This window comes from Microvirga rosea, from assembly GCF_020595095.1.
GTDB lineage: Bacteria > Pseudomonadota > Alphaproteobacteria > Rhizobiales > Beijerinckiaceae > Microvirga > Microvirga rosea.
Map to the genome: position 1 here is coordinate 712,123 of NZ_JAJDOP010000001.1, position 22,266 is coordinate 734,388.

A 22,266-nucleotide genomic window follows, 5' to 3' on the forward strand; every position below is an offset into this window, starting at 1 on the left:
GTTTTATCGAACCTTCATTGAAAAGCTGCGGTCAGAAGCAGCGTAAGGCCTGTGGCTGAGGATACGAGCGCCACGATCAGCGACCAGCAGTGCAGGCGATCGCGCTCTTCCTGGTTGAGCAGGGATCTGAGCCTTGCATCGGAGCGTCCGAGAATGAAGCTGTGATGACGGGCAGGGCCAAGCGTCGTGCGATGCGAGCCCGTGCCCCCGAGAGCGGGCCGGTACCTCCGAGGGACGCCCGCGTTCGAGAAATGATGGTCAGGAGACAGATCCGAGTTCATGGGGTCACGACGTTCGGGGAGCAGGTCATGCCCAACCCTGCCTGCGAGGAATGAACGGGGAGTAAAGTCCGACCGAAACCGAAATTCGTCGTAAATCAAACCTTTCCGCCTGGACGGCGGACCGGCGCTTGCGAAATTTCCCTATTGTTATCATAGAATTAACGGGACCGTCGCGACCAGGCACGTTGCCTTGATGCCGGTGATGTACTTGGATTGCCGGCTGTCGCTTCTCAACAGCAGAAAACGGGTCGAGGCTTGGTGCGCATCATGCCATCACCCTCTCGACAGGGGGAAAAGATGGCGCAGGGCTCTATTCACAAAACCATGGCGGCGTCCGATTGGTTGCTGCTCATTGCTCTCTCGATCATCTGGGGAGGGTCATTCCTTTTCATCGGCGTCGCGGTCAAGGAGCTTCCTCCCCTGACGATCGTGGCGCTGCGCGTCATCCTGGCCGCCGTAGCCCTGAGGCTTGTCTTGGCCGTCATGGGAATAGCGGTTCCCAGGGGGTGGCGGATTTGGGCGGCCTTCTTCGTCATGGGAATTCTCAACAACGCCATTCCGTTCACGCTCATCGTCTGGGGACAACGTCACATCGCCAGCGGGCTGGCCTCGATCCTGAACGCCACCACCCCGCTCTTCACCGTCATCGTCGCGCATTATTTGACGACCGACGAGCGCCTCACCCCGCAGCGCCTGTCGGGAATCGTCGTCGGATTTCTCGGTGTTGCCGTCATGATCGGCGCATCGGCTTTGTCCCTCGGCAATGCGGACGTCTGGGCGCAACTCGCGGTCCTCGGAGCCGCGCTGTCCTATGGCTTCGCGGGGGTCTTCGGGCGGCGCTTCAAAGCCATGGGAATTCAGCCGCTCGTCATCGCGACCGGCCAGGTCACGGCGTCCAGCGTCCTTCTGCTGCCGATGGCTCTGCTCGTCGACCGGCCGTGGACTCTCTCGCTGCCGAGCCTTCCTGCCATCCTGGCTATCGGGAGCCTCGCGCTCATCTCCACGGCCTTTGCCTATATCCTGTTCTTTCGCCTGCTTGCCCGGGCGGGCGCCACGAATGTCGGCCTCGTGACCTTTCTTATTCCTATCAGCGCCATCCTGTTCGGCGTCCTGATCCTTGGAGAAAGGCTGGAGCTTCGGCAGATAACCGGCATGGGGCTGATCGGAATCGGCCTCATTCTCATCGACGGCAGGCTCGTCACAGCGCTCAAGCGCCGCTTTCTTCCGGCGGAGGCTCCGGTTCAGAGGAGCGAACCAGGCCGTTGAACCTGCATGGCTGACATCCCATCTGCGGCATTAGTGAGTTCAAAAGGGGTGTGTTAAGGTTCCCTTGACCTTTAAAAGCTTGGCCAGGGCGCGGAAGCTGACCCTAGACTTGATTCCGTGGGAGCCTTAGCCAAGGCGGCCGGCCCGCCTGAGTTCAACCAATGATGCGTCTTGTCTTAAGCCTATCGGACGATCCCGCCATCACGGCCGTGGAACGTGCCATCATGGAATTTCGCAGCGCGCGGCCCGTCATCATTGATGGGACTTCCGGCAGCGCGCTGGTTCTCGGAATCGAGGATCTCGATGAGGTGATGGCCGAGCAGATCGAAGCACTGGCGGGAGGGCATGCCCACCTGGTTCTTCCGCCGGCGCGTCTGCGTCGTCTCGGGCTGGAGCGGGACACGGCCGGCATCATTGCGCTGCCGGCTGTTGATCGGGAACGTATCGAGGCTCTGGCACTCAAGATCGACGGTCGTATCGATGCTCCCGTCAGGGCGGCCGGTCCGATTGACGAAGAGGCCCTTGAGCTGGCCCGTCTGTCGTTGGTTCTCCCGGCCGTGATCGTCATTCCGTTGGCCGCGGGAATCGAGGTGGATCCATCGCTGATCCGGGTCTCCGGCCCGGCGATCCGCAGCTACCGGCGCGCGAAGACCCTCGACCTCAAGATCGTCAGCCGGGCCCCCGTGCCTCTCGAAGGAGCACCGTCGAGCGAATTCGTCGTGTTCCGCGGAGGCGAGGGGATGCGCGATCAGGTGGCCATCATCGTCGGCTCTCCCGATGTGGCAAAACCCGTGACGGTGCGCCTGCATTCCGCGTGCCTGACCGGCGACCTGTTCGGAAGCCTCAAATGCGATTGCGGAGATCAGCTGCGGGAAACCGTCCGCTTCATGGCCCAAAATGACGGCGGCATTCTTCTCTACCTCGACCAGGAGGGCCGAGGAAACGGAATTGCCAACAAGATCCGTGCCTACAAGCTGCAGGCCCAAGGCTACGATACCTACGATGCGGATGAGGTCCTGGGCTTTTCCGCCGACCAGCGCCACTTCGACTTCGCGGCCGTCATGCTGCAGAAGCTTGGCGTCTCGTCGGTCCGCCTCATGACGAACAACCCGGAAAAGATCGAGGCCCTGAAGGCGGCCGGCCTCGACGTCGCCTCCGATCATCGCGTGCTCGGACGCCCCACGGCGGAAAATGTCAGCTATCTCGCGTCGAAACGCGACCGCGCAGGGCATTATATCGATATCGAGGGTCTGCTGGCGGCATCCGCAAAGGATTGACGCCCCTCGGTTGCTGCGGACAGGCCCCCCTGCCGCGTCCAGAATACCCATCAGCGTCTCCGGAGCCGGCCCGTTTGCTTTCATGAAGCGGCGGCCGGGGCCTCGATCATTGCCTTTTCACGGCCCTTTCCCCTTAGAGGAAAAGCTTTGCGGTGCACAGTATAGTATACTATACGGTGATTCTCATTCAGGAGGATTGCCGCATGTTTCGTTCCATCGCCCTCGCGGGTATTGTTCTGGGCACCACCGCGCTAAGCGCTCAGGCTCACGGGATCTGGGTTGCCGAACGCCTCGGTGACCTCGCCATCGTCTACGGCCACGGGGCGAGCGACGAGGCGTATGATCCGCACAAGGTCAAAGCGGTGGTCGCCTACGGGAAGTCCGGAGAGCCGTCGGATGGAACGATTACCCGGCAATCGAAGAACGCTCTTGTCCGGCCGCCCGAGAATGCCGCAGCCCTGACGGTGGTGTTCGATAACGGCGTATGGACCAAGGGACCCGATGGGAAGTCCGTCAATCGACCGAAGCGGGAGGTCCCGGGAGCCGCATCGGCCAGCCACTCCATCAAGATCAACAAGACGATTCTGTCGGCAGGCAGCTCTTTGAAGCCTGTGGGCCTGGATCTGGAGATCGTCCCTCTGGTTGATCCCATGACGCTCAAGATCGGTGACGACCTTCCGGTGCAGGTCCTGTCCCGGGGAAAGCCTTTGCCGGGCGTTTCCCTCAACGCCGATTACGTCAATGACGGGCATGGAAAGAGCGACAAGACGGACGAGAGCGGAAAGGTCATCCTCACGGTCAGGAACGACGGTCTCAACGTCATCGGAGTGGGAAACACGCTCAAGACGCCCGATAACCCCGATGCGGATCAGATCAGCTATTTCGCGACCCTGTCGTTCATGCTCCCCCACGCCGAGGATTGAGCGTGACGTAGGGTAAGTGCCTGCGGGGGAGGGCAGCCCATGGGCGTCCGCCCCGCTTGGCCGGCCCCGGGGTCGAACGCTCTGAACCGTTGCTGCGGCGCCCGCAATCCGTTGCGGGCGTGCGCCTTAAGTCCATATTGTCGCGTATGTCCGCTGCCCTAACCTTGTTACGGGCGGAATGACCGCTGTGGCCTGACCGCCTCAACCATATGCCGGCATTGGCCGACAGGTTCAGGGGAAACGCTCATGTGGAGCCAGGTCTATAATCCGTTCGGGAGCGCCGTACTCTCGACTCTCGTCGCCGCCTTACCGGTCGTCTGTCTGCTGGGACTTATCGCCTTTGCGAAAATGCAGGCGCATTTCGCCGCGATCATTGCCCTTATCGTGACCCTGCTGATCGCGGTCGTGGGCTTCGGCATGCCAAGCGGCATGGCGCTCGAAGCGGCGGGGCTCGGAGCCCTCACGGGTCTTTTTCCGATCGGCTGGATCATTCTGAACGTCATTTTTCTTTATCGCCTGACCGTCGAAAACGGCTCGTTCAAGATCCTCCAGGATTCCATCGCCGGCATTACGGCGGATCGGCGCCTGCAGCTTCTTCTGGTGGCATTCGCGTTCGGGGCGTTCTTTGAAGGCGCCGCCGGCTTCGGCACCCCGGTCGCGGTGACCGGCGCCATCCTGATCGGCCTCGGCTTCTCGCCCCTGGCCGCATCCGGCCTGTCCTTGATCGCCAACACGGCTCCGGTTGCTTATGGGGCCCTTGGAACGCCGATCGTGACGCTCGGCGCCGTCACCGGCCTCGATCCGATCGCACTCGGAGCCATGGCGGGCCGGCAATTGCCGTTCTTCTCGCTCATCGTGCCGTTCTGGCTCATTTGGACCTTCGCGGGCTTTCGCGGCATGCGACAGATCTGGCCTGCAATTCTGGTCTGCGGCGTTTCGTTCGCCGTGCCGCAGTTTCTCGTGTCCAACTTCCACGGGCCGTGGCTGGTGGACGTGGTTGCGTCCCTCGTCTCGATGGCATGTCTGTTCGGTTTTCTGAGAATCTGGCAGCCGGCGGAAATCTGGACGAGTCCGGCTCTGCGCAGCGGCGAAACGGAAGCGACCTTGGCAAGCCGCCCGGCGTCCCTCGGCGCCGGTGCGACGGCAGAGCTCACGGGCGTCCCGCGCCATCCTTCCAGCGACGTCTTCAAGGCCTGGCTGCCATGGATCATTCTGTGCGCCGTCGTCTTCGTCTGGGGAACGCAGACTTTCAAGGACCTCGTCAATCCGCTCTATTTCCCCAAATTGACCTTCGAGGGCTTGCACAACTTGGTGCAGAAAGTGCCGCCTGTGGTGCCGAAGGCGACACCCGAGGCTGCGATCTATCCCTTCAACATCCTCACCATGACCGGAACCGGCATCTTTTTGGCGGCTCTCATCTCCGGCTTCGTGATGAAGTATTCGCCTCTCCGCCTGATCCAGGCCTATGGCGAAACCCTGTGGGTGGTCCGCTATTCGCTGATCACGATTGCGGCGATGCTCGCCCTCGGCACCCTCACCCGCTATTCGGGCGTCGATGCAACCCTGGGGCTGGCTTTTGCCCAGACCGGCTGGTTCTATCCGTTCTTCGCGGCGCTCCTCGGCTGGCTCGGTGTGGCGCTCACGGGGTCGGACACGGCCTCGAATGTGCTCTTCGGCAATCTGCAGAAAATCACTGCCGGGCAGCTGGGCCTTTCCGAAATTCTCATGTGCGCCTCGAACTCCAGCGGTGGCGTCATGGGCAAGATGATCGATGCCCAGTCCATCGTGGTGGCATCGACGGCCACGAACTGGTTCGGCCACGAGGGCACCATCCTGCGCTTCGTGTTCTGGCACTCGATCGCCCTGGCGTCTCTCGTCGGCGTGCTGGTGATGCTGCAGGCCTACGTCTATCCGTTTACCGCCATGGTCGTTCACTGAACGTGACGCAGACCGGACACGACGTCGCCGCCGATGGGTCCATCGGCGGCGATGCTATTTCTCGAGAGTGGTGGCTTCAGCGCGCGGGCATGCCCGTTTCGACGATTTTCGCCCAGAGTGACACGCCATAGGGCGCAGCTTCATCGTCGAAGTTGTATGCCGGGTGATGCAGACCGGCCGTATCGCCGTTGCCGACGAAGATATAGGCGCCGGGGCGCTGGTTCAGCATGAAGGAGAAGTCTTCCGAGCCCATCATCGGCTGGACCGTGGCGTCAACGGAGCCCTCGCCGGCCACCTGCTTGGCGACGTCGACGATGAAGGACGTTTTCTCCGTGTCGTTGATCGTCACCGGATATCCGCGCCAATAGGTCATTGTCGCTTTGGCGCCGAAGGCGGCGCAGACGCTGTCCACGATGGCGCGAATGCGCTCTTCCGCAAGATCCTGGACGGCCGGCGAGAGGGTCCGCACGGTGCCCAGCAATTCCGCCGTTTGGGGAATCACGTTGAAGGTCTCGCCGGCCTTGATGGCGCAAACGGACACCACCACGGATTCCAGGGGATCGACATTGCGCGAAGCGATCGATTGCAGAGCCGTCACCACGTGGCTTGCGACCAGAATGGTATCGATGCCGTCGTGCGGACGCGCCGCGTGGGCTCCCTTGCCTTCGATTGTAATGCTGAAACGATCGGCCGCGGCCATGATCGGGCCTGGCCTGATCGCAAACTGGCCCACGGGAAGTCCCGGCATGTTGTGCATGCCGTAGACCTCCTGGACGCCGAACCGCTCCATGAGGCCGTCCTTCACCATGGCATCGCCGCCCCCGCCGCCTTCTTCGGCAGGCTGGAAGATCATGATGGCGGTTCCGTCGAAATTCCGTGTCTCGGCGAGGTATTTTGCGGCGCCGAGCAGCATCGCCGTGTGGCCGTCATGACCGCAGGCATGCATCTTGCCGGGCGTCTTGGACTTGTAGGGCAGGTTCGTGGCTTCTTCGATGGGAAGAGCGTCCATGTCGGCCCGCAGGCCGATCACCTTGCCGGATCCGTTGGTGCGGCCCTTGATCACACCCACCACACCGGTCTGGCCGATTCCCGTCACGACCTCGTCGCAGCCGAAAGCCTTCAGCTTGTCGGCGACGATCCCGGCGGTGCGATGCACGTCGAAGAGAAGCTCCGGATTCTCGTGGAAGTCCTTGCGCCAAGTGGCGATTTCATCGGCGAGATCGGCGACACGGTTGATGATCGGCATGGATGATCCTTGCGGCATTGAGCAAGAACCAAGCGAAGCAGAGGAGGCCCTTGTCCGTCAATCGTTTCGAGCGGCCAAAGGGCTTTTTGTCAGCGGGTGCGATGGAGGGTTGCCTTGGGGCGCGTGGTCCGGAACTGCCCGCGCTCGATGGCCACGAAGATCAGCACGACCACCACAAGCGCGGTGAACCACCATATCTGGGCTGTGCCGATGCCGAAGCAGCCGAACGCATAGGCTGTCGCAAAGGCCGCCATGATGCCAGGTTCGAGAACCGGCCTTTGTTCCCTTGATTTCATCACGGTGGAGTAAACCAGCACCGCGCCTGCGATCGCGCCGACAAGACCAAGCTCGTACCAGATCTCGAAAAGAATCGTGTAAGGCGCATCAACCGACAGGAGGTTGAAGAACCGGCCGCGAAGGGCCGTTTCCAACCCGTGTCCCGTAATCAGCCGCAGGGGTTCGGTGGTGACCACGTGCCGCCAGACATCGAGGCTCGCCAGGAGAGGCGAGTCCAACCCGGTCAGCGCCGCCACGATAGGCTTGAGGACAAAAGGCAAGAGGGGCGCGAACAGGAGCAAGCCCGCCATGATTCCCGCCATGAGCCGGGCTCCAGCCCGCGGCGCGATGGCGGTGACCGCAAAGGCGATCGCCCCGACAGCCAGACCTTGGAGCGCCAATGTCTGTTCCGCCATGAGAGCGCCGAGGGCGACCAGAATCGCGACCAGGAAGGCCTCGAGGTTACGGCCCCGGGAATGAAGCCAGCTGATCGCCGGCCACACCAGCAGGGCCAGCACGATCATGCCGCGCTCTAGGCTCTGTCCGTCCGGATCGAACCCGAGGTCGCCCTCATAGGCGATCAGCATGCCCAGGAGCGCCGTCAGCCCGACGCCGACGGGGAGGATATAGAGATTGGCCGAGCGCATGCGGTCCGGCAGCGCCAGATAGCCCGCCAGGCCCAGGAGGGACATGCTCGCGATGTTGAGCAGCCGCTCGGACGCTTCGTCGACGAAAGGGGTCCAAATCAGCGAAAGGGCGATCCAAAGCAGCAAAAGGATGCCCGAGAGCCCTCCGGGCGACCACAGGACAGCCAGGAGCTTGTCCCGCGGATTTCGGCTGCCGCCATCGATGAAGGCCGCCAGGACGAGCAGGGCAACGGCCAGAGGAGCCAGCACCACGACTGCGCGCCGTGTCAGAAGAGCCGCCATGGGAATCGCGAACAGAAGAAGCGCGAAGCCGAGGCGGCGCAGAACAGCGGCGGCGTCTGTGGAGGGATCGGCCGCAAGGGCAGGCGAACGGGCCATGTCAGCGTCGACAATCGTGGGTTGAGACGGGTCGAAGACGAGCCTAATCGACGACACGGCCGAAAGCTGTAGGTTCGGTGCAACACCCTCCCAAGCTTTCGTGTTGCCTCGGATGGAATCAGCCCATGGAGGGCCGTTCCGGCCGTTGCTCAGTGCTTGGGACCGCGAAGGAAATTGATGATCCCGGAAAAATCGTCGCCGTCGTGACCCGCGCCGTTGAACAAGGCATAGAGCTGCGCCGCCTCGGCCCCTAAGGGGGTTGCGGCTCCCGAGGCGAGCGCCGCTTCCTGCGCAAGCTTCAGGTCCTTGAGCATCAGGGCAGCCGCAAAGCCCGGTTTGTAATCGTTGTTGGCCGGAGAGGTCGGGACCGGGCCGGGCACGGGACAATAGGTCGTCAGGGACCAGCATTGCCCGGACGATGTGGATGCCACGTCGAAAAGGGCCTGGTGGGAGAGGCCAAGCTTTTCGGCCAGCACGAAAGCCTCGGCGACACCGATCATCGAAATTCCGAGGATCATGTTGTTGCAGATTTTCGCCGCCTGGCCCGAACCCGCCTCGCCGCAATGAACCACCTTCTTGCCCATGCGGGACAGAATCGGCTCCGCCTGACGGAAAGCCTCGGCCGTGCCGCCCGCCATGAAAGTGAGGGTTGCGCCCTTGGCGCCGCCGACACCGCCGGAAACCGGCGCGTCGAGGGAGCCGAGGCCCTGTTCCTTGGCCAGGGCGTGAGCCTTTCGGGCACTTTCCACATCGATGGTCGAGCAATCGATGACCAGGGCGCCGGGTGTGACCTGCGGAAGGATCTCGGCCCAGACGGAAAGGACATGCCTGCCTGCCGGGAGCATCGTGATGACGATCTCCGCCTCCCGCACGCTCTCCTGGGCCGAACCCGCAATGGCAACGCCGTCCGCCCGCGCCTGATCGCAGGACGTCGGCGAAAGATCGAAGCCTTTGACCGAGTGCCCGGCCTTGACGAGATTGGCGGCCATGGGGCCACCCATGTTTCCGAGGCCGATAAAGGCGATGGCGGTCATCGAATTCCTCCCGTGTCGGTGTGTGGTGTTCTGTTGGCGCGAAGGTCGGTGAACAGCAGCCAAAGAGCCGTTCCACTCATGACCAGTGCGCTGGTGCCGTGCAGGACGAGGGGCCACATCGCTGTCGCTCCTCGCCATGCCGCCACAATAACGAGATCGCCGATCGGAATCACCAGTGTGGCGGCGAGGATGAGGGCGAGGACGCGGGGCGTGGCGGTTCTGGACAGGATCAGAAGGTAAAGGCCGAAGGCGAGATCGCGCAGCCCGATCGCCGGCAGGTAGCCGAAGGCATCCCCCTCAGGCGGTGCAAGGCCGAACAGAACCGCCCCCGCACGGGGCGCCAGAAGAAACAGCCATCCGAGACCGATGAACACGAGGCCCAGCAGCGTCACGAACCATGGGCGTGTCCGATGTCGTCGAAGACCTGCCTGACGCGCGCTGCCGGACATGTTCGGCGGCCCTATGGGCGATTGCCGCGTCCGACGAGATCGCGCGCCACGATCAGGCGCATGATCTCATTTGTCCCCTCGAGAATCTGGTGGACCCGAAGGTCGCGCACGATCTTTTCGATCCCGTAATCGGCCAGATAGCCATAGCCGCCATGGATCTGAAGCGCCTGGTTCGCGACTTCGAATCCCGTGTCGGTGGCGATCCGTTTCGCCATCGCGCACAGCTTGGTCGCATCGAGCGCCTTGGCGTCGAGGGATGCTGCGGCACGCCACAGGAAGGTGCGCGCGGCTTCAAGTTCGGTCGCCATGTCGGCGAGTTTGAACTGAAGCGCCTGCAGATCGGCGATGCGCTTGCCGAAGGCCTTACGGTCGTTCGCATAGGCCAGGGCCTTGTCGAGGGCGGCCTGCGCGCCGCCCAGAGAACACGCGCCAATGTTGAGACGTCCGCCGTCAAGGCCCGACATGGCGATCTTGAAGCCCATGCCTTCATCCGAGAGCCGGTTGGCGACGGGTACGCGCACGTCCTCGAAGATCACGGCGGCGGTGGGCTGCGCGTTCCAGCCCATCTTCTTCTCCTGCGCGCCGAAGGAGACGCCGGGCATGTCTTTCTCGATGACGAGGGTCGAAATTCCGGCAGGACCTTCCGCGCCGGTTCGGACCATGGTGACATAGATGTCCGAGACGCCGGCGCCGGAAATGAACTGCTTCACCCCGTTCACCACGTAATGGTCTCCGTCCCGCACCGCCTTGGTCTTGAGGGCGGCCGCGTCGGAACCGGAGCCCGGTTCGGTCAGGCAATAACTTGCGATCAACTCCATGGTCGCAAGCCGGGGAATGAAGTGCCGGCGCTGCTCCTCCGAGCCGTACCGGTCGATCATCCAGGTCGCCATGTTGTGGATCGACAGATAGGCGGAGATCGCCGGGCATCCCGTGGCCAGGGCCTCGAAAATCAGCGCGGCGTCGAATCGCGTCATGCCGGATCCGCCCACGTCGTCCCGGGTGTAGATCGCCGCCATGCCGAGCGCCGCCGCCTCGCGCATCACGTCAACGGGAAAGTGCTTTTTCTCGTCCCATTCGAGCGCATGGGGAGCAAGATTCTCGGCCGCGAAGGCGAGAGCCATGTCGCGGACGGCGATTTGGTCGTCAGTCAAAGAAAACTGGGTCATGATCCGGGGATGTTTCCCACCTCTTTCGTTGCCGCCCCATGCCTGGGAAGCGCAACGGAAAGCTCCAATCGAGATGGCCGGGACAAGCCCGGCCATGAGGGATAATGGATCAAAGTCCGCCCAAGTCCAGGGCGTTCCTCACTTCATCGTCGGAATGGAGAATTCCGCGCCTTCCTTGATGCCGGACGGCCAGCGGGAGGTGACCGTCTTCGTCTTGGTGTAGAAGCGCACCGCGTCCGGGCCGTGCTGGTTGAGATCACCGAAACCCGAAGCTTTCCAGCCGCCGAAGGTGTAGTAGGCAAGCGGCACCGGGATCGGCACATTGATGCCCACCATGCCCACATTCACCTTGGAGGCGAAGTCGCGGGCGGCGTCGCCGTCACGGGTGTAGATCGCAACGCCGTTGCCGTACTCGTGGTCGGACGGCAGACGCAGGGCCTCGTCGTAGTTCTTGGCGCGCACCACGGAGAGCACGGGACCGAAGATCTCTTCCTTGTAGATGCGCATGTCCGGCTTCACGTCGTCGAACAGGCAGCCGCCCATGTAGAAGCCGTTCTCGTAGCCTTGCATCTTGAAGTTACGGCCGTCGACCACGAGCTTGGCGCCTTCCTGCACGCCGAGATCGACATAAGAACGTACCTTCTCCATATGGGCCTTGGTGACGAGCGGGCCGAAATCGGCGCTCGGGTCCGTGGACGGGCCGACCTTCAGGCTTTCCACGCGCGGGATCAGCTTGTCCATGAGGGCGTCCGCGGTCGCCTTGCCGACGGGCACGGCCACCGACACCGCCATGCAGCGCTCGCCCGCCGAGCCGTAGCCCGCGCCGATGAGCGCGTCCGCCGCCTGGTCGAGATCGGCGTCTGGCATGATGATCATGTGGTTCTTCGCGCCGCCGAAGCAGTGCGCACGCTTGCCGTTGGCGGTGGCGCGGGAATAGACGTATTGCGCGATCGGCGAGGAGCCCACGAAGCCGACGGCCCTGACGTCCGGATCATCGAGGATCGCGTCCACCACTTCCTTGTCGCCGTTGACCACGTTGAGGATCCCGGCGGGCAGACCTGCCTCGACCATCAGCTCGGCGAGACGCATGGGCACGCCCGGATCGCGTTCGGAGGGCTTGAGGATGAAGGCGTTGCCGCAGGCGATGGCCGGGGCGAACTTCCACATCGGGATCATGGCCGGGAAGTTGAAGGGTGTGATGCCGGCCACGACGCCGAGCGGCTGGCGGATCGAATACATGTCGATGCCGGGGCCCGCGCCTTCCGTGAACTCACCCTTGAGGAGGTGCGGAATGCCGCAGGCGAATTCCACCACCTCGATGCCGCGCTGGATGTCCCCCTTCGCGTCCGGAATGGTCTTGCCGTGCTCGCGGGCCAGGAGCTCTGCGAGGGCGTCGTTTTCACGGGCGACGAGATCGAGGAACCGCATCATCACGCGGGCGCGGCGCTGGGGGTTCGTGGCAGCCCAGGCGGGTTGCGCGGCGCTGGCATTCTCAACGGCCTGACGCAGCTCGTCCTTGGACGCAAGTGCAACCCGCCCGATCACCTCGCCGGTCATCGGCTGGAAAACCTCCGCCGTACGACCGGATTTGCCGGGAACGTGCTTGCCGCCGATGAAATGTCCGATCTCGCGCATGGCGTCTTTTCCTTCCTCAGGTTTGTTGATGCAGCTTGGTGTACCATTGTCAAAATCGCACGACTATGGGTGATATTGAGGTCACGTTGTGCGAAAAGGCCAATATGGACACTTTCAACTGGGATGACCTGCGCTTCTTTCTGGCCGTGGCACGGGCCGGTCGCTTGACGGCGGCCTCGCGCCAGCTCGAAGCGGATCATACCACCGTGTCCCGCCGGATCGCGGCCTTGGAGAAGGCCCTCAAGGCGAAGCTGTTCGAGCGCAGCCCGCAGGGCTATGCCCTGACCGAGCAGGGGGAGCGCCTCCTGATCAAGGCCGAGACCATGGAAACGCAGGCCCTCGCCGTCGCGAGCGAGGTGGGCGGATCGGATCTGGCTCTTTCGGGCACCGTCCGCATCGGCGCGCCGGACGGGTTCGGGACTTACTTCCTCGCCCCCGAGCTTGGAGCCTTGGCCGAGCGGCATCCGGATCTCACGCTCCAGCTCGTCGCCCTGCCGCGAACGTTCTCCCTTTCGAAGCGGGAGGCCGACATCGCCATCACGCTGGAGCGGCCGACGGAAGGGCGGCTCGTTTCCCGCAAGCTCACGGATTACCGCCTGAGGCTCTATGCGTCGGATGCTTACCTGCGCCGCCACGGGCCGATCGAGGAACCGGCGGACTTGGCCGGAAAGACCCTCGTCACCTACGTGCCGGACCTGCTTTACAGTCCGGTTCTCGACTATTTTTCGGGCTTGGAAAAATACACCTCCCGTCGCTTTGAGTGTGCCAGCGTCGTGGCGCAGGTCGAGGCCGTACGCGCAGGCGCCGGTATCGGAATCCTTCACGATTATGCGTTGAGGCCGTTCCCGGAGCTGCGCCTCATCGTCCCGAGCATCTCCTATACCCGGACCTATTGGCTGGTAACGCACGCGGAAGCCCGCAGCCTGCGCCGGGTCGAAGAGGTGCAATCCTTCATTCTGGAGCGGGTGAGGGCGAACCGCGGCCTTTTCGAAGGGACGCTCGGACTTCACGCAGCACGCGAGACGGTCTAAGGCTGATGCCAACACATCACGGAGTTTCCGATGCCCTCAAAGCTTGACCAGCTCCGCGCCATGACGGTCGTCGTCGCCGATACGGGTGACCTCGACGCGGTGCGTCGCCTGAAGCCGCAGGATTGCACGACCAATCCCACGCTCCTCCTCAAGGCCGTCGAGAACCCGGCCTATGCGTCCATCGTGGACGAAGCCCTGCATTGGGGCCGTGCCCAGGGCGGCAGCCGCGAGGGCGTCGTTTCGGCCATCTGCGACCGGCTCGCGGTCGCCTTCGGGGCCGAACTCGCCGGTATCGTGCCGGGGCGCGTTTCAACGGAAGTCGACGCCGACCTGTCGTTCGATACGGATGCGACGCTCGGGAAGGCCCGTGCCATCATCAAGGCTTATGACGAGCGTGGAATCGGACGTGATCGGATCCTGATCAAGATCGCTTCCACGTGGGAGGGCATTCGTGCGGCGGAGATCCTCCAGAAGGAAGGGATCGACTGCAACCTGACGCTTCTGTTCAGCCAAGTTCAGGCCCAGGCCTGCGCGGAGGCGGGCGTGTTTCTCATCTCACCGTTCGTCGGACGCATTCTCGACTGGCACGTGAAGGCGGGCGGCGGTCCCTATACGGGGGAGACGGATCCGGGTGTGCTCTCGGTTCGGCGCATCTACGAATCGTACAAGGCGCAAGGGATCGCGACCGTGGTGATGGGCGCATCCTTCCGGAACATGGGTGAGATCGAAGCGCTCGCCGGATGCGACAGGCTGACGATTTCGCCCGCGCTTCTGGATGAACTGGCGAAGGCCGAAGGTGATCTGCCGCGGAAGCTGTCGCCCGATCATGTCACGAAAACGCCCGCGCTGCCCCGGCTTGACGAGAAGAATTTCCGCTTCTCCTTGAACGAAGATGCGATGGCGACCGAAAAGCTCTCCGAAGGCATCCGTTCCTTCGTGAAGGATCTCCGGTCCCTGCGAACGCTTGTCGCGAAGCATCTCGAAGAAGCAAAGGCCGCGTGATCCATGCCGAAGGCGCTCGTGATCATTGACGTGCAGGAGAAGATCCTCGCGGTTCCGGGGGCACAGCGCCCGGCTGTCCTGCAACGATTCGACGACGTGCGTCGCCGCATCGCCCATCTGGTCGCGGAGGCGCGGCGCCATGGGGCTCCGATTGTGTTCGTCCAGCATGACGGCGCCCCGGGCCATCGCCTGGAAACCGGAACGCCGGGCTGGGACATCTGTGGCGATCTCAACCGTGATCCTGCGGATATTGTCGTGCGCAAGACCGCCTGCGATTCGTTCCATGAGACAGAGCTGCAATCCGTGCTTTCGAGCCGGAAGGTCGACCACCTCGTGGTTGCCGGCCTGATGACTCAGTATTGCGTCGACACCACGTGCCGGCGCGCGGTGAGCCTGGGCTATGATGTGACTCTCGTGGCGGACGGCCACACGAGCGCGGATGCGGGTTCCCTCACGGTCGAGCAGATCGTCGCGCATCACAATGCGCTGCTTGACGGCTTTGACGCGGGAACGGCTGCCGTCACGGTTGTTCCCGCGGCCAACATCCGGTTCGATGAGACGAGGGAGGCCGCCTGAGGCCTCCCTGTCCAAGTATCAGCGGTTGTCGGGTCTGCTCCTCACCGCCGACAGGCCCAGTCGCGTGATGCGATAAGGACCGCCGTTCGATGAGGCGACCAGTCCCTTGCGGCGGAGCATCTTGAAAAGATCCATGGTGCAGAGGGAGAGAAGCCACCCTTCACGGGTGAGGCACTCGACTTCCGAAAAGCGGCCGTTCTCGTCCTTGTAAAGACGGATGACGCCGCCCTGAGCAAGCGCGTGGAGCACGCGCTGTCCATTGCGTGAAACGTTCACGGGAAAACCTGAGAATTTTTGAAAGTGTCAGAGAGTGCGCGCACATGCGCGTTCGGCTGATGAACAGCCGTCGCCCGCCTATCCTGTGGCGGGCCTTACCGGGACTCGGTCTCTCTGCGCATAAAAACTCCGGGCGATATGCCGGCAGCCTTATAGGGGCCGTTCCGTTAGGACGTCAATCCTGCGGCAGCTTCAAAAGCGGCCGGATTGGCGAGTCTGAGGATGGAACGTTCCCGGGTCGTCCTGCCAGCGATGGCGCTTCGTTTCAACGCCGACGGCTTCCATAGAGTGCATGGAAGCCGACTGAAGGCGGAGACGATGCGATCATTACCGACATGATCCGCAAAGCATGGCGGAGCGATGCCTGGATGAGCCTATTGATGCCCGGTCGGCCGCCGCCAGCGCACGCCGGCAATGGGACGTCCGAGATCGATCATGGCAGTCCGCACGTCACGCGCGTCCGGCCAGCGCCTTCTCGCGGATGGCGGAGAGCGACATGGCAGGCGTGATGGCTTCCGGATCGAGAATGCAATGCAGGATCGCGGGCTTGCTGGACGTCAGCGCGCGCTCCAGGGCCGGGCCGAATTGCTCGGTGGTTTCCACGCGCTCGCCGTAGCCTCCGAAGGCCTTCGCATAGGCGGCGAAGTCCGGATTCTTCAGCATGGTTGCCGAAACCCGCCCCGGATACTCCCGCTCCTGGTGCATGCGGATTGTGCCGTACATGCCGTTGTCGATGAGAATGACCAGGATCGGAAGATCGTACTGAACGGCGGTGGCGAATTCCTGTCCGTTCATGAGAAAGTCGCCGTCGCCGGCAAAAACCACCACCGGGCTGGTGGGTTGAATCCGTTTCGCACCCACGGCAGCCGGCACTCCATAGCCCATGGAGCCTGAGGTCGGCGCGAGCTGCGTGCCGTAATGGCGGAACGGCCAGAAGCGGTGGATCCAGGTGGCGAAATTGCCTGCGCCATTGCAGAAGATCGTATCGGCCGGAAGGGCATCGCGCAGGAAGGCCATGACCTCGCCCATCTGCAAATGTCCGGCATGGCGGATCTTCGACGGGTCGCTCCAGGCAAGATAGCTCGCATGTGCCGCCGCGGTCTCCTCGCCCCATCGGATCGTCGAAGGAGCCTTCAGATCCTTGAGGAGCGACGTGAATGCCGTCGGTGACGCGTTGATCGCCAGATGCGGGCTGTAGACGCGACCGAGCTCGCTCGAATCCGGATGGATATGAACGAGTTTCTGCTGCGGGGCTGGAATATCCAGAAGGGTGTAAGCCTGGCTCGGAACCTCCGACAGGCGGCCGCCGACCATCAGGATGAGATCCGCATTCCTGATGCGTTCCAGAAGCTTCGGGTTCACGCCGAGACCGAGATCGCCCGCATAGGACGGATGGTCGGCGGAAAAGAGCATCTGGCGGCGGAAGGTGCAGGCGACCGGCAGGTTGAAGGCGGCGGCGAACTGCCCGAAAGCCTCGACCGCGCTCTTCGACCAGCGGCTGCCGCCGATCAGCGCGATGGGCCGCTCCGCCTTGTGAAGGAGATCCTGAAGCTGGGCCATCTGCTCCGGTGCCGGATAGCTCTCGATCACCGTGTAACGCGGCGCGTCCGCGACCGCCGCGACTTCGGTGAGCACATCTTCCGGAAGCGCAATGACTACAGGACCCGGACGGCCCGACGTGGCGACATGGAACGCACGGGAAACGATCTCCGGGAAGCGCGCCGGGTCGTCCACTTCGGTCGCCCATTTGACCATCGCCCCGAAGGCGGCGCGGTAGTCGAGTTCCTGGAAGGCCTCGCGCTCGCGCATGCCGCGTTCGATCTGGCCGACGAACAGGATCATCGGGGTCGAATCCTGCTTGGCGATGTGCAGGCCCGGCGACGCGTTGGTCGCGCCGGGACCACGGGTCACGAAGCAGATTCCCGGACGTCCCGTCAGTTTGCCATAGGCCTCCGCCATCATCGCAGCCCCGCCTTCCTGGCGGCAGACCGTCACGTCGATGGCGGCGTCGTGCAGCGCATCGAGAGCCGCCAGATAACTTTCTCCCGGAACGCAGAAGATGTGATCCACTCCGTGGACAAGGAGTTGATCCACGAGGATCTGGCCGCCGGTGCGGGAGGGCGCTGTCATGGAAGGCTCGCGATGTGAGGAAAGTCCGAAAGGAACAGGAGGGCGAAGGTCGCCCTCCCGCGATGAGGCTTGAAACGCCGCTTAAGCGTCGACGTCGAACTTCACGCCCTGGGCCAGCGGAAGGGTCGTGCCGTAGTTGATGGTGTTGGTGGCACGGCGCATATAGGCCTTCCAGGCATCGGATCCCGCCTCGCGGCCGCCGCCCGTTTCCTTCTCGCCGCCGAAGGCCCCGCCGATCTCGGCTCCGGATGGGCCGATATTGACGTTGGCGATGCCGCAATCCGATCCCGCCACCGAGATGAAGCTCTCGGCCTCGCGCATGTCGAGGGTGAAGATCGACGACGACAGGCCGGCGCTGACGGCGTTGTGCTGCTCGAGCACTTCGTCGAAGCTGGAATAGCGCATCACGTAGAGGATGGGTGCGAAGGTCTCTCGCAGCACGGGCCCCTTCTGTTCAGGCATTTCCACGAGGGCGGGCCTTGCATAGAAGCCGTTGGCGCATTCGCCCTCCGTGAAGCGACCGCCGCCGTGGACGACGCCGCCCGCAGCCCGCGCCTCGTCGAGGGCGCGCTCCATGCCGTCGAAAGCGGCCTTGTCGATCAGCGGACCGACGAGGGTGCCTTCCGCGCGCGGATCGCCGATCTTCACGCCGGAATAGACTTTCTTCAGACGCGGAACCAGCTTGTCGTAGACGCTCTCGTGGACGAAGAGGCGGCGGAGGGTCGTGCAGCGCTGTCCCGCCGTGCCCATGGCGGCGAAAGCGATGCCGCGGAGCGCGAGATCGAGATCCGCCGAAGGAGCGACGATGGCCGCGTTGTTGCCGCCGAGCTCCAGGATCGCACGGGCGAAGCGGGCCGCCAGCTTGGGGCCGACCTGCCGTCCCATGGCGGTCGAGCCGGTCGCGGAGAGGACCGGCACCCGGTGATCATCCACCAGAATCTCGCCGATCTCGCGACCGCCGAGAAGAACCTCGGACAGGCCCTCCGGCACGCCGCCGAAGCGCTTGGCGGCCCGTTCGACGATGGCCTGGGTGGCAAGGGCGGTCAGAAGGGTCTTTTCGGATGGCTTCCAGACGACGGAATCGCCGCAAACGAAGGCAAGAGCGGCGTTCCACGACCAGACGGCGACCGGGAAGTTGAAGGCGGAAATGACGCCGCAGACGCCGAGCGGATGCCAGGTTTCCATCATCCGATGATCGGCGCGCTCGGTCGCGATCGTCAGACCGTAAAGCTGGCGGGAGAGACCGACCGCGAAATCGCAGATGTCGATCATCTCCTGAACTTCGCCCAGGCCCTCCGAGGTGACCTTGCCGGCCTCCAGGGTAACGAGGCGGCCAAGGTCGTCCTTGGCCACGCGGAGCTCTTCGCCGATCAGGCGCACGAACTCGCCCCGCTTGGGAGCCGGGAGCTTGCGCCAAGCCTTGAAGGCTGCATCGGCGCGAGCGATTGCGGCCTTGGCCTCGTCCGGCGTCGTCTCACGGACGTGGACGAGGGTTTCGCCGGTGATGGGCGAAAGGGCCGGACGCCCGGACGGCGCGAAGGCGCTGTCGGGCACGCCCAGGCGGGAGAGAATGGAGCGGGCTTCCTCGGCGACGCTCGAAGGAGCGGCTGGAACGGCCTTGAGGGCGGCTTGGTCGCGGGCGGACATCTGCAATCTCCCATGGGAACGGGTGTATGGGCCGGTTGAGCCCGCCACCTCCGTTGGTACTGAGACAAATCGGGGTGGCATCATGTGCCACCGTCTTTAAAGCAAGTTCGGGAAAAGCGAGAACCGCTTTTCCCGAATAAGATCATGCGTTTTCGGAAAGACTCGGGCCATGGCCCCGATCATCGCAGGATCGGGCGGCCTCGAGCCTTCAAGCCAAGCGAGCCTTCAAGCCACGGCGGCCAGAGAAGCCTTGCCGTCCAGGCGCTCGCCCGCATAGACCTTTCCGAAACGGTTCGACAGGAAGGTGTCGAGACTGACTTCCTCCTGCCGGCGGAATCCCTTCTTCTCGATCTTGCCGGCCACAAGCAGATCGAGCATGGCGCAGATCCCGGCCGCCGTGGTCACCTGGATCGCCGTGCGGGCCTTGCCGGCAACGGTTTGGCCATAGATGCTCCGTGCATAGGTTTCCTGCACGTGGCGTCCGCCGCGCTCGCCGGTCACCGTGACGAACACGATGACCATGTCCTGCATGGTGGACGGAACGGCCTGTTCGAGGATGTCCTTCAGGACTTCGCGGCGGTTGCGCAGCTGCAGGTCGTTCAGAAGAACCCGCATCAGGGCGCAATGGCCCGGATAGCGGATCGTCTTGTAATTGAGCGCCCGAACCTTGCCTTCCAGGGTTTCGCACAGGGTGCCGAGGCCGCCGGAAGTGTTGAACGCCTCGTAGCGGGTGCCGTCCAGGGAAAACTCTTCCAGTTCCTCCATGGCCGGGACCTCCCGGAGCTTTCCGTCGACCACGGCCTCGCAGCGCTCGATATATTCGTTGATGACGCCGTCGGTGCTCCAGGTCAGGTTATAGGAGAGGGCGTTCGACGGATATTGCGGCAGGGCGCCAACGCGCAGGCGCACCGTGTCGAGCTTGTCGAAGCGGCTTGCGATGTCGTGGGCAACGATGGAAATGAAGCCGGGCGCCAGACCGCATTGCGGAATAAATGCCGTGTCCGCTCCTTCGGCCAGGTCCTTCACCATGCGGGTCGTCGCCACGTCCTCCGTCAGGTCGAAATAATTCACGTCAGCCAGCCGGGCGGCCTGCGCGACATGGCCGGTCAGGTGATAGGGCGCAGCGCTGAGGACCGCGTAGTGGCCTTTCAGAGCCGACTGAAGGGCGACGGCATCGTTGAAGTCGAGCTGGATCGTCTTGATGCCATCCTTTGCCACCGTCGCGAGAGCCGCCGCAGAGACATCCGCGACCGTGACGGCATAGTCGCCTGTCTCGTGCAGCATGTCTGCAATCGTGGACCCTATCTTGCCTGCGCCGATGACGAGAATGGAATGCATAGCCTGACCTCCGGTTGTTTAAGGCAGAAAAGGGCAGATTGCCGCAGAACGCCATAGACAAGCTGACGGAAAGACGAGTAGTTTTCGGCATTTCGCCGTTATGATTGGCCATAGTGATGCTTGATGCTCTTGATCGCGCGTTGATTGCGCTTTTGCGGGAAAATGCCCGTATCGGTCACGCGGAGGCTGCGCGGCGCCTCGATCTTTCGCGCACGACCGTTCAGGCTCGCGTCGAAAGCCTCGAACGGCGCGGCATCATCGTCGGTTACACGGTCAAGCTTGCGGAGGACGTGACCCGTCGCATGGTGCGCGCCCATGTGACGATCGTGGTTGCCCCCAAGGCTTCCGCCAGCGTCGTTTCCGCTTTGCAACGCATGCAGGAATTGCGGGCGCTGCATTCCGTCGCTGGTGTATTCGACCTCCTGGCGGTGGTAGAGGCTGAGGATGTTCCCTCTCTCGATACGGCCATTGACAGGATAGGCGCCATAGAGGGAGTTGAGCGCACGCAGTCCTCCATCATTCTCTCAACGAAATTCGAACGATGACCTCTCCCGCAGAAAATTTTGCCGATGTCGTGATCGTCGGAGGCGCCGTCATGGGCTCCTCCACGGCTTTTCACCTGTTGTCCGATCCGGGCTTCAAGGGGCGCGTCGTCGTGATCGAGAAGGATCCGACCTACCGCCTGTCCGCTTCCGCCCTGTCGGCAGCCTCCATCCGCCAGCAATATTCGAGTGCGGTGAACATCCGCATCTCTCTTTATGGAATTCAGTTTTTGCGCCACATCGGCGAGCGTCTGGCGGTCGACGGAGAGCGGCCGGAGATCGACCTCAAGGAGGGCGGCTATCTCTATTGCGCCACCGAAGCCGGCGCGAGCATCCTGAGGGATAACCACGCCCTGCAGACCGCCGAGGGAGCCGACATTCTCCTGATGGACCCTCCGGCGCTGCGCGAGCGCTTTCCCTGGCTCCATGTGGAGGACCTCGCGGCCGGGACCTGGGGCCGCAGCGGAGAGGGGTGGTTCGACGGGTGGGGCCTGCTTCAAGCCTTCCGCAAGAAGGCCCGTTCCCTCGGGGCGAACTACGTGAAGGGGGAAGTGGCAGAGGTGGAGCGGGAAGGGCGCCGGATCGTCGCCGTCCGGCTGACCGACGGCACACGGATTGCCTGCGGCGCTCTCATCAACTGCGCGGGATCCGGGGGAAGGTCCGTGGCCGCCATGGCCGGGCTCGATATTCCGGTCCAGGCGAAGCGGCGGTACGTCTTCACGTTTACCTGCCGCGACAAGGTCGAGAACTGCCCGCTGCTGATCGACACATCGGGAGCTTATGTGCGCCCGGAGGGCGACGGCTTCATCTGCGGCGCATCGCCGGAGAGGGACCTTGATCCCGACTGGCACGACGAGGATCCGTCCTCCCAGGAAATCGACTTTTCGTTCTTCGAGGAATTCATCTGGCCGTCTCTCGCCCACCGGATCCCGGCTTTCGAGGCCATCAAGACCGGCCGCGCTTGGTCTGGGCCTTACGACATGTCGCTTCTGGATCACAACGCGATCGTCGGTCGGGCCGGCGACCTGGAGAACTTCTATCTCTGCAACGGCTTTTCAGGTCACGGCCTGCAGCAATCCCCGGCGATCGGGCGCGGACTTGCCGAATTGATCCTTCACGGCGGGTACCGGACCCTGGACCTGTCCGAGCTCGGCTATGAGCGCGTTCTGGCCAACCGCCCCCTCCTGGAGCGCAATGTGATCTGACGT

Annotated in this window: 20 protein-coding genes; 9 read left to right on the top strand and 11 right to left on the bottom strand. The window is 63.3% G+C overall.

Annotated elements, in window-relative coordinates:
- Positions 1-14: 14 nt before the first annotated feature.
- Complete coding sequence (locus LJD17_RS03395; protein WP_227382722.1) at positions 15-281, bottom strand: hypothetical protein; 267 nt, start codon at positions 279-281, stop codon at positions 15-17.
- A gap of 297 nt (positions 282-578) precedes the next feature.
- Between LJD17_RS03395 and LJD17_RS03400 the strand changes: the two genes are divergently transcribed.
- From LJD17_RS03400 to LJD17_RS03415, 4 genes are all read left to right on the top strand, one after another.
- Positions 579-1,547: a DMT family transporter gene (locus LJD17_RS03400; protein ID WP_227382723.1), complete on the top strand. Its 969-nt coding sequence runs from the start codon at positions 579-581 to the stop codon at positions 1,545-1,547.
- 164 nt (positions 1,548-1,711) lie between these two features.
- On the top strand, positions 1,712-2,824 hold the full coding sequence (gene ribA, locus LJD17_RS03405) for a GTP cyclohydrolase II RibA (protein WP_227382915.1): 1,113 nt from the start codon (positions 1,712-1,714) through the stop codon (positions 2,822-2,824).
- A gap of 203 nt (positions 2,825-3,027) precedes the next feature.
- Entirely contained in the window at positions 3,028-3,747 is a 720-nt protein-coding gene (locus tag LJD17_RS03410) for a DUF4198 domain-containing protein (RefSeq protein WP_227382724.1), read from the top strand.
- A 246-nt stretch (positions 3,748-3,993) separates the two neighbouring features.
- Positions 3,994-5,685: an L-lactate permease gene (locus LJD17_RS03415; protein ID WP_227382725.1), complete on the top strand. Its 1,692-nt coding sequence runs from the start codon at positions 3,994-3,996 to the stop codon at positions 5,683-5,685.
- A gap of 76 nt (positions 5,686-5,761) precedes the next feature.
- Here the strand turns inward: LJD17_RS03415 and LJD17_RS03420 are convergent, their stop codons facing one another.
- The 6 genes from LJD17_RS03420 to LJD17_RS03445 form a co-directional block, all read right to left on the bottom strand.
- Positions 5,762-6,931 (bottom strand): M20 aminoacylase family protein, encoded by a 1,170-nt coding sequence (locus LJD17_RS03420; RefSeq protein WP_227382726.1) that lies wholly within the window; start codon positions 6,929-6,931, stop codon positions 5,762-5,764.
- Positions 6,932-7,020: 89 nt separating this feature from the next.
- On the bottom strand, positions 7,021-8,232 hold the full coding sequence (locus LJD17_RS03425; RefSeq protein ID WP_227382727.1) for a peptide ABC transporter permease: 1,212 nt from the start codon (positions 8,230-8,232) through the stop codon (positions 7,021-7,023).
- Between the two features lie 149 nt (positions 8,233-8,381).
- Positions 8,382-9,266 carry a 3-hydroxyisobutyrate dehydrogenase gene (mmsB, locus tag LJD17_RS03430; protein WP_227382728.1) on the bottom strand — a complete coding sequence of 295 codons (885 nt, stop codon included), beginning with the start codon at positions 9,264-9,266 and terminating at the stop codon, positions 8,382-8,384.
- Positions 9,263-9,715, bottom strand: coding sequence for a DUF4267 domain-containing protein (locus LJD17_RS03435; RefSeq protein ID WP_227382729.1), 453 nt, complete (start codon positions 9,713-9,715; stop codon positions 9,263-9,265). The genes mmsB and LJD17_RS03435 overlap by 4 nt, the downstream gene beginning before the upstream one ends.
- An 11-nt stretch (positions 9,716-9,726) precedes the next feature.
- Entirely contained in the window at positions 9,727-10,881 is a 1,155-nt protein-coding gene (locus tag LJD17_RS03440) for an isobutyryl-CoA dehydrogenase (RefSeq protein ID WP_227382730.1), read from the bottom strand.
- A gap of 138 nt (positions 10,882-11,019) precedes the next feature.
- Positions 11,020-12,516 carry a CoA-acylating methylmalonate-semialdehyde dehydrogenase gene (locus tag LJD17_RS03445; protein ID WP_227382731.1) on the bottom strand — a complete coding sequence of 499 codons (1,497 nt, stop codon included), beginning with the start codon at positions 12,514-12,516 and terminating at the stop codon, positions 11,020-11,022.
- A 104-nt stretch (positions 12,517-12,620) separates the two neighbouring features.
- Between LJD17_RS03445 and LJD17_RS03450 the strand changes: the two genes are divergently transcribed.
- Genes LJD17_RS03450 through LJD17_RS03460 form a run of 3 tightly spaced genes read left to right on the top strand, consistent with a single transcriptional unit; the run spans position 12,621 to position 15,125 of the window.
- On the top strand, positions 12,621-13,547 hold the full coding sequence (locus LJD17_RS03450) for a LysR family transcriptional regulator (protein WP_227382732.1): 927 nt from the start codon (positions 12,621-12,623) through the stop codon (positions 13,545-13,547).
- Positions 13,548-13,577: 30 nt separating this feature from the next.
- A complete protein-coding gene (gene tal, locus LJD17_RS03455; RefSeq protein ID WP_227382733.1) occupies positions 13,578-14,549 on the top strand; it encodes a transaldolase in 972 nt (323 codons plus the stop codon).
- Positions 14,550-14,552: 3 nt separating this feature from the next.
- A complete protein-coding gene (locus LJD17_RS03460; protein ID WP_227382734.1) occupies positions 14,553-15,125 on the top strand; it encodes a cysteine hydrolase family protein in 573 nt (190 codons plus the stop codon).
- Between the two features lie 18 nt (positions 15,126-15,143).
- Here LJD17_RS03460 and LJD17_RS03465 read toward each other — a convergent pair whose 3' ends face one another.
- The 4 genes from LJD17_RS03465 to LJD17_RS03480 form a co-directional block, all read right to left on the bottom strand.
- On the bottom strand, positions 15,144-15,401 hold the full coding sequence (locus LJD17_RS03465; RefSeq protein ID WP_227382735.1) for a YjhX family toxin: 258 nt from the start codon (positions 15,399-15,401) through the stop codon (positions 15,144-15,146).
- Between the two features lie 450 nt (positions 15,402-15,851).
- Positions 15,852-17,531 (bottom strand): thiamine pyrophosphate-binding protein, encoded by a 1,680-nt coding sequence (locus LJD17_RS03470; RefSeq protein ID WP_227382736.1) that lies wholly within the window; start codon positions 17,529-17,531, stop codon positions 15,852-15,854.
- Positions 17,532-17,612: 81 nt separating this feature from the next.
- Positions 17,613-19,178 (bottom strand): L-piperidine-6-carboxylate dehydrogenase, encoded by a 1,566-nt coding sequence (gene amaB, locus LJD17_RS03475; RefSeq protein WP_227382737.1) that lies wholly within the window; start codon positions 19,176-19,178, stop codon positions 17,613-17,615.
- Positions 19,179-19,403: 225 nt separating this feature from the next.
- The gene (locus LJD17_RS03480; protein ID WP_227382738.1) at positions 19,404-20,516 is read right to left on the bottom strand and encodes a saccharopine dehydrogenase family protein; all 1,113 of its coding nucleotides are present in this window, start codon (positions 20,514-20,516) and stop codon (positions 19,404-19,406) included.
- A gap of 116 nt (positions 20,517-20,632) precedes the next feature.
- On the opposite strand from LJD17_RS03480, the gene LJD17_RS03485 reads away from it, so the two are divergent.
- Together LJD17_RS03485 and LJD17_RS03490 are read left to right on the top strand one after the other, a co-directional pair.
- The gene (locus LJD17_RS03485) at positions 20,633-21,061 is read left to right on the top strand and encodes an Lrp/AsnC family transcriptional regulator (protein WP_227382739.1); all 429 of its coding nucleotides are present in this window, start codon (positions 20,633-20,635) and stop codon (positions 21,059-21,061) included.
- Positions 21,058-22,263 carry an NAD(P)/FAD-dependent oxidoreductase gene (locus tag LJD17_RS03490; RefSeq protein ID WP_227382740.1) on the top strand — a complete coding sequence of 402 codons (1,206 nt, stop codon included), beginning with the start codon at positions 21,058-21,060 and terminating at the stop codon, positions 22,261-22,263. The genes LJD17_RS03485 and LJD17_RS03490 overlap by 4 nt, the downstream gene beginning before the upstream one ends.
- The last annotated feature ends 3 nt before the right edge of the window (positions 22,264-22,266 follow it).

What these genes read in the sequence shown, in the direction of transcription:
- LJD17_RS03395 (WP_227382722.1), bottom strand. Translation starts at nt 281, where the DNA reads ATGAACTCGGATCTGTCTCCTGACCATCATTTCTCGAACGCGGGCGTC.
- LJD17_RS03400 (WP_227382723.1), top strand. Translation starts at nt 579, where the DNA reads ATGGCGCAGGGCTCTATTCACAAAACCATGGCGGCGTCCGATTGGTTG.
- ribA (WP_227382915.1), top strand. Translation starts at nt 1,712, where the DNA reads ATGCGTCTTGTCTTAAGCCTATCGGACGATCCCGCCATCACGGCCGTG.
- LJD17_RS03410 (WP_227382724.1), top strand. Translation starts at nt 3,028, where the DNA reads ATGTTTCGTTCCATCGCCCTCGCGGGTATTGTTCTGGGCACCACCGCG.
- LJD17_RS03415 (WP_227382725.1), top strand. Translation starts at nt 3,994, where the DNA reads ATGTGGAGCCAGGTCTATAATCCGTTCGGGAGCGCCGTACTCTCGACT.
- LJD17_RS03420 (WP_227382726.1), bottom strand. Translation starts at nt 6,931, where the DNA reads ATGCCGATCATCAACCGTGTCGCCGATCTCGCCGATGAAATCGCCACT.
- LJD17_RS03425 (WP_227382727.1), bottom strand. Translation starts at nt 8,232, where the DNA reads ATGGCCCGTTCGCCTGCCCTTGCGGCCGATCCCTCCACAGACGCCGCC.
- mmsB (WP_227382728.1), bottom strand. Translation starts at nt 9,266, where the DNA reads ATGACCGCCATCGCCTTTATCGGCCTCGGAAACATGGGTGGCCCCATG.
- LJD17_RS03435 (WP_227382729.1), bottom strand. Translation starts at nt 9,715, where the DNA reads ATGTCCGGCAGCGCGCGTCAGGCAGGTCTTCGACGACATCGGACACGC.
- LJD17_RS03440 (WP_227382730.1), bottom strand. Translation starts at nt 10,881, where the DNA reads ATGACCCAGTTTTCTTTGACTGACGACCAAATCGCCGTCCGCGACATG.
- LJD17_RS03445 (WP_227382731.1), bottom strand. Translation starts at nt 12,516, where the DNA reads ATGCGCGAGATCGGACATTTCATCGGCGGCAAGCACGTTCCCGGCAAA.
- LJD17_RS03450 (WP_227382732.1), top strand. Translation starts at nt 12,621, where the DNA reads ATGGACACTTTCAACTGGGATGACCTGCGCTTCTTTCTGGCCGTGGCA.
- tal (WP_227382733.1), top strand. Translation starts at nt 13,578, where the DNA reads ATGCCCTCAAAGCTTGACCAGCTCCGCGCCATGACGGTCGTCGTCGCC.
- LJD17_RS03460 (WP_227382734.1), top strand. Translation starts at nt 14,553, where the DNA reads ATGCCGAAGGCGCTCGTGATCATTGACGTGCAGGAGAAGATCCTCGCG.
- LJD17_RS03470 (WP_227382736.1), bottom strand. Translation starts at nt 17,531, where the DNA reads ATGACAGCGCCCTCCCGCACCGGCGGCCAGATCCTCGTGGATCAACTC.
- amaB (WP_227382737.1), bottom strand. Translation starts at nt 19,178, where the DNA reads ATGTCCGCCCGCGACCAAGCCGCCCTCAAGGCCGTTCCAGCCGCTCCT.
- LJD17_RS03480 (WP_227382738.1), bottom strand. Translation starts at nt 20,516, where the DNA reads ATGCATTCCATTCTCGTCATCGGCGCAGGCAAGATAGGGTCCACGATT.
- LJD17_RS03485 (WP_227382739.1), top strand. Translation starts at nt 20,633, where the DNA reads ATGCTTGATGCTCTTGATCGCGCGTTGATTGCGCTTTTGCGGGAAAAT.
- LJD17_RS03490 (WP_227382740.1), top strand. Translation starts at nt 21,058, where the DNA reads ATGACCTCTCCCGCAGAAAATTTTGCCGATGTCGTGATCGTCGGAGGC.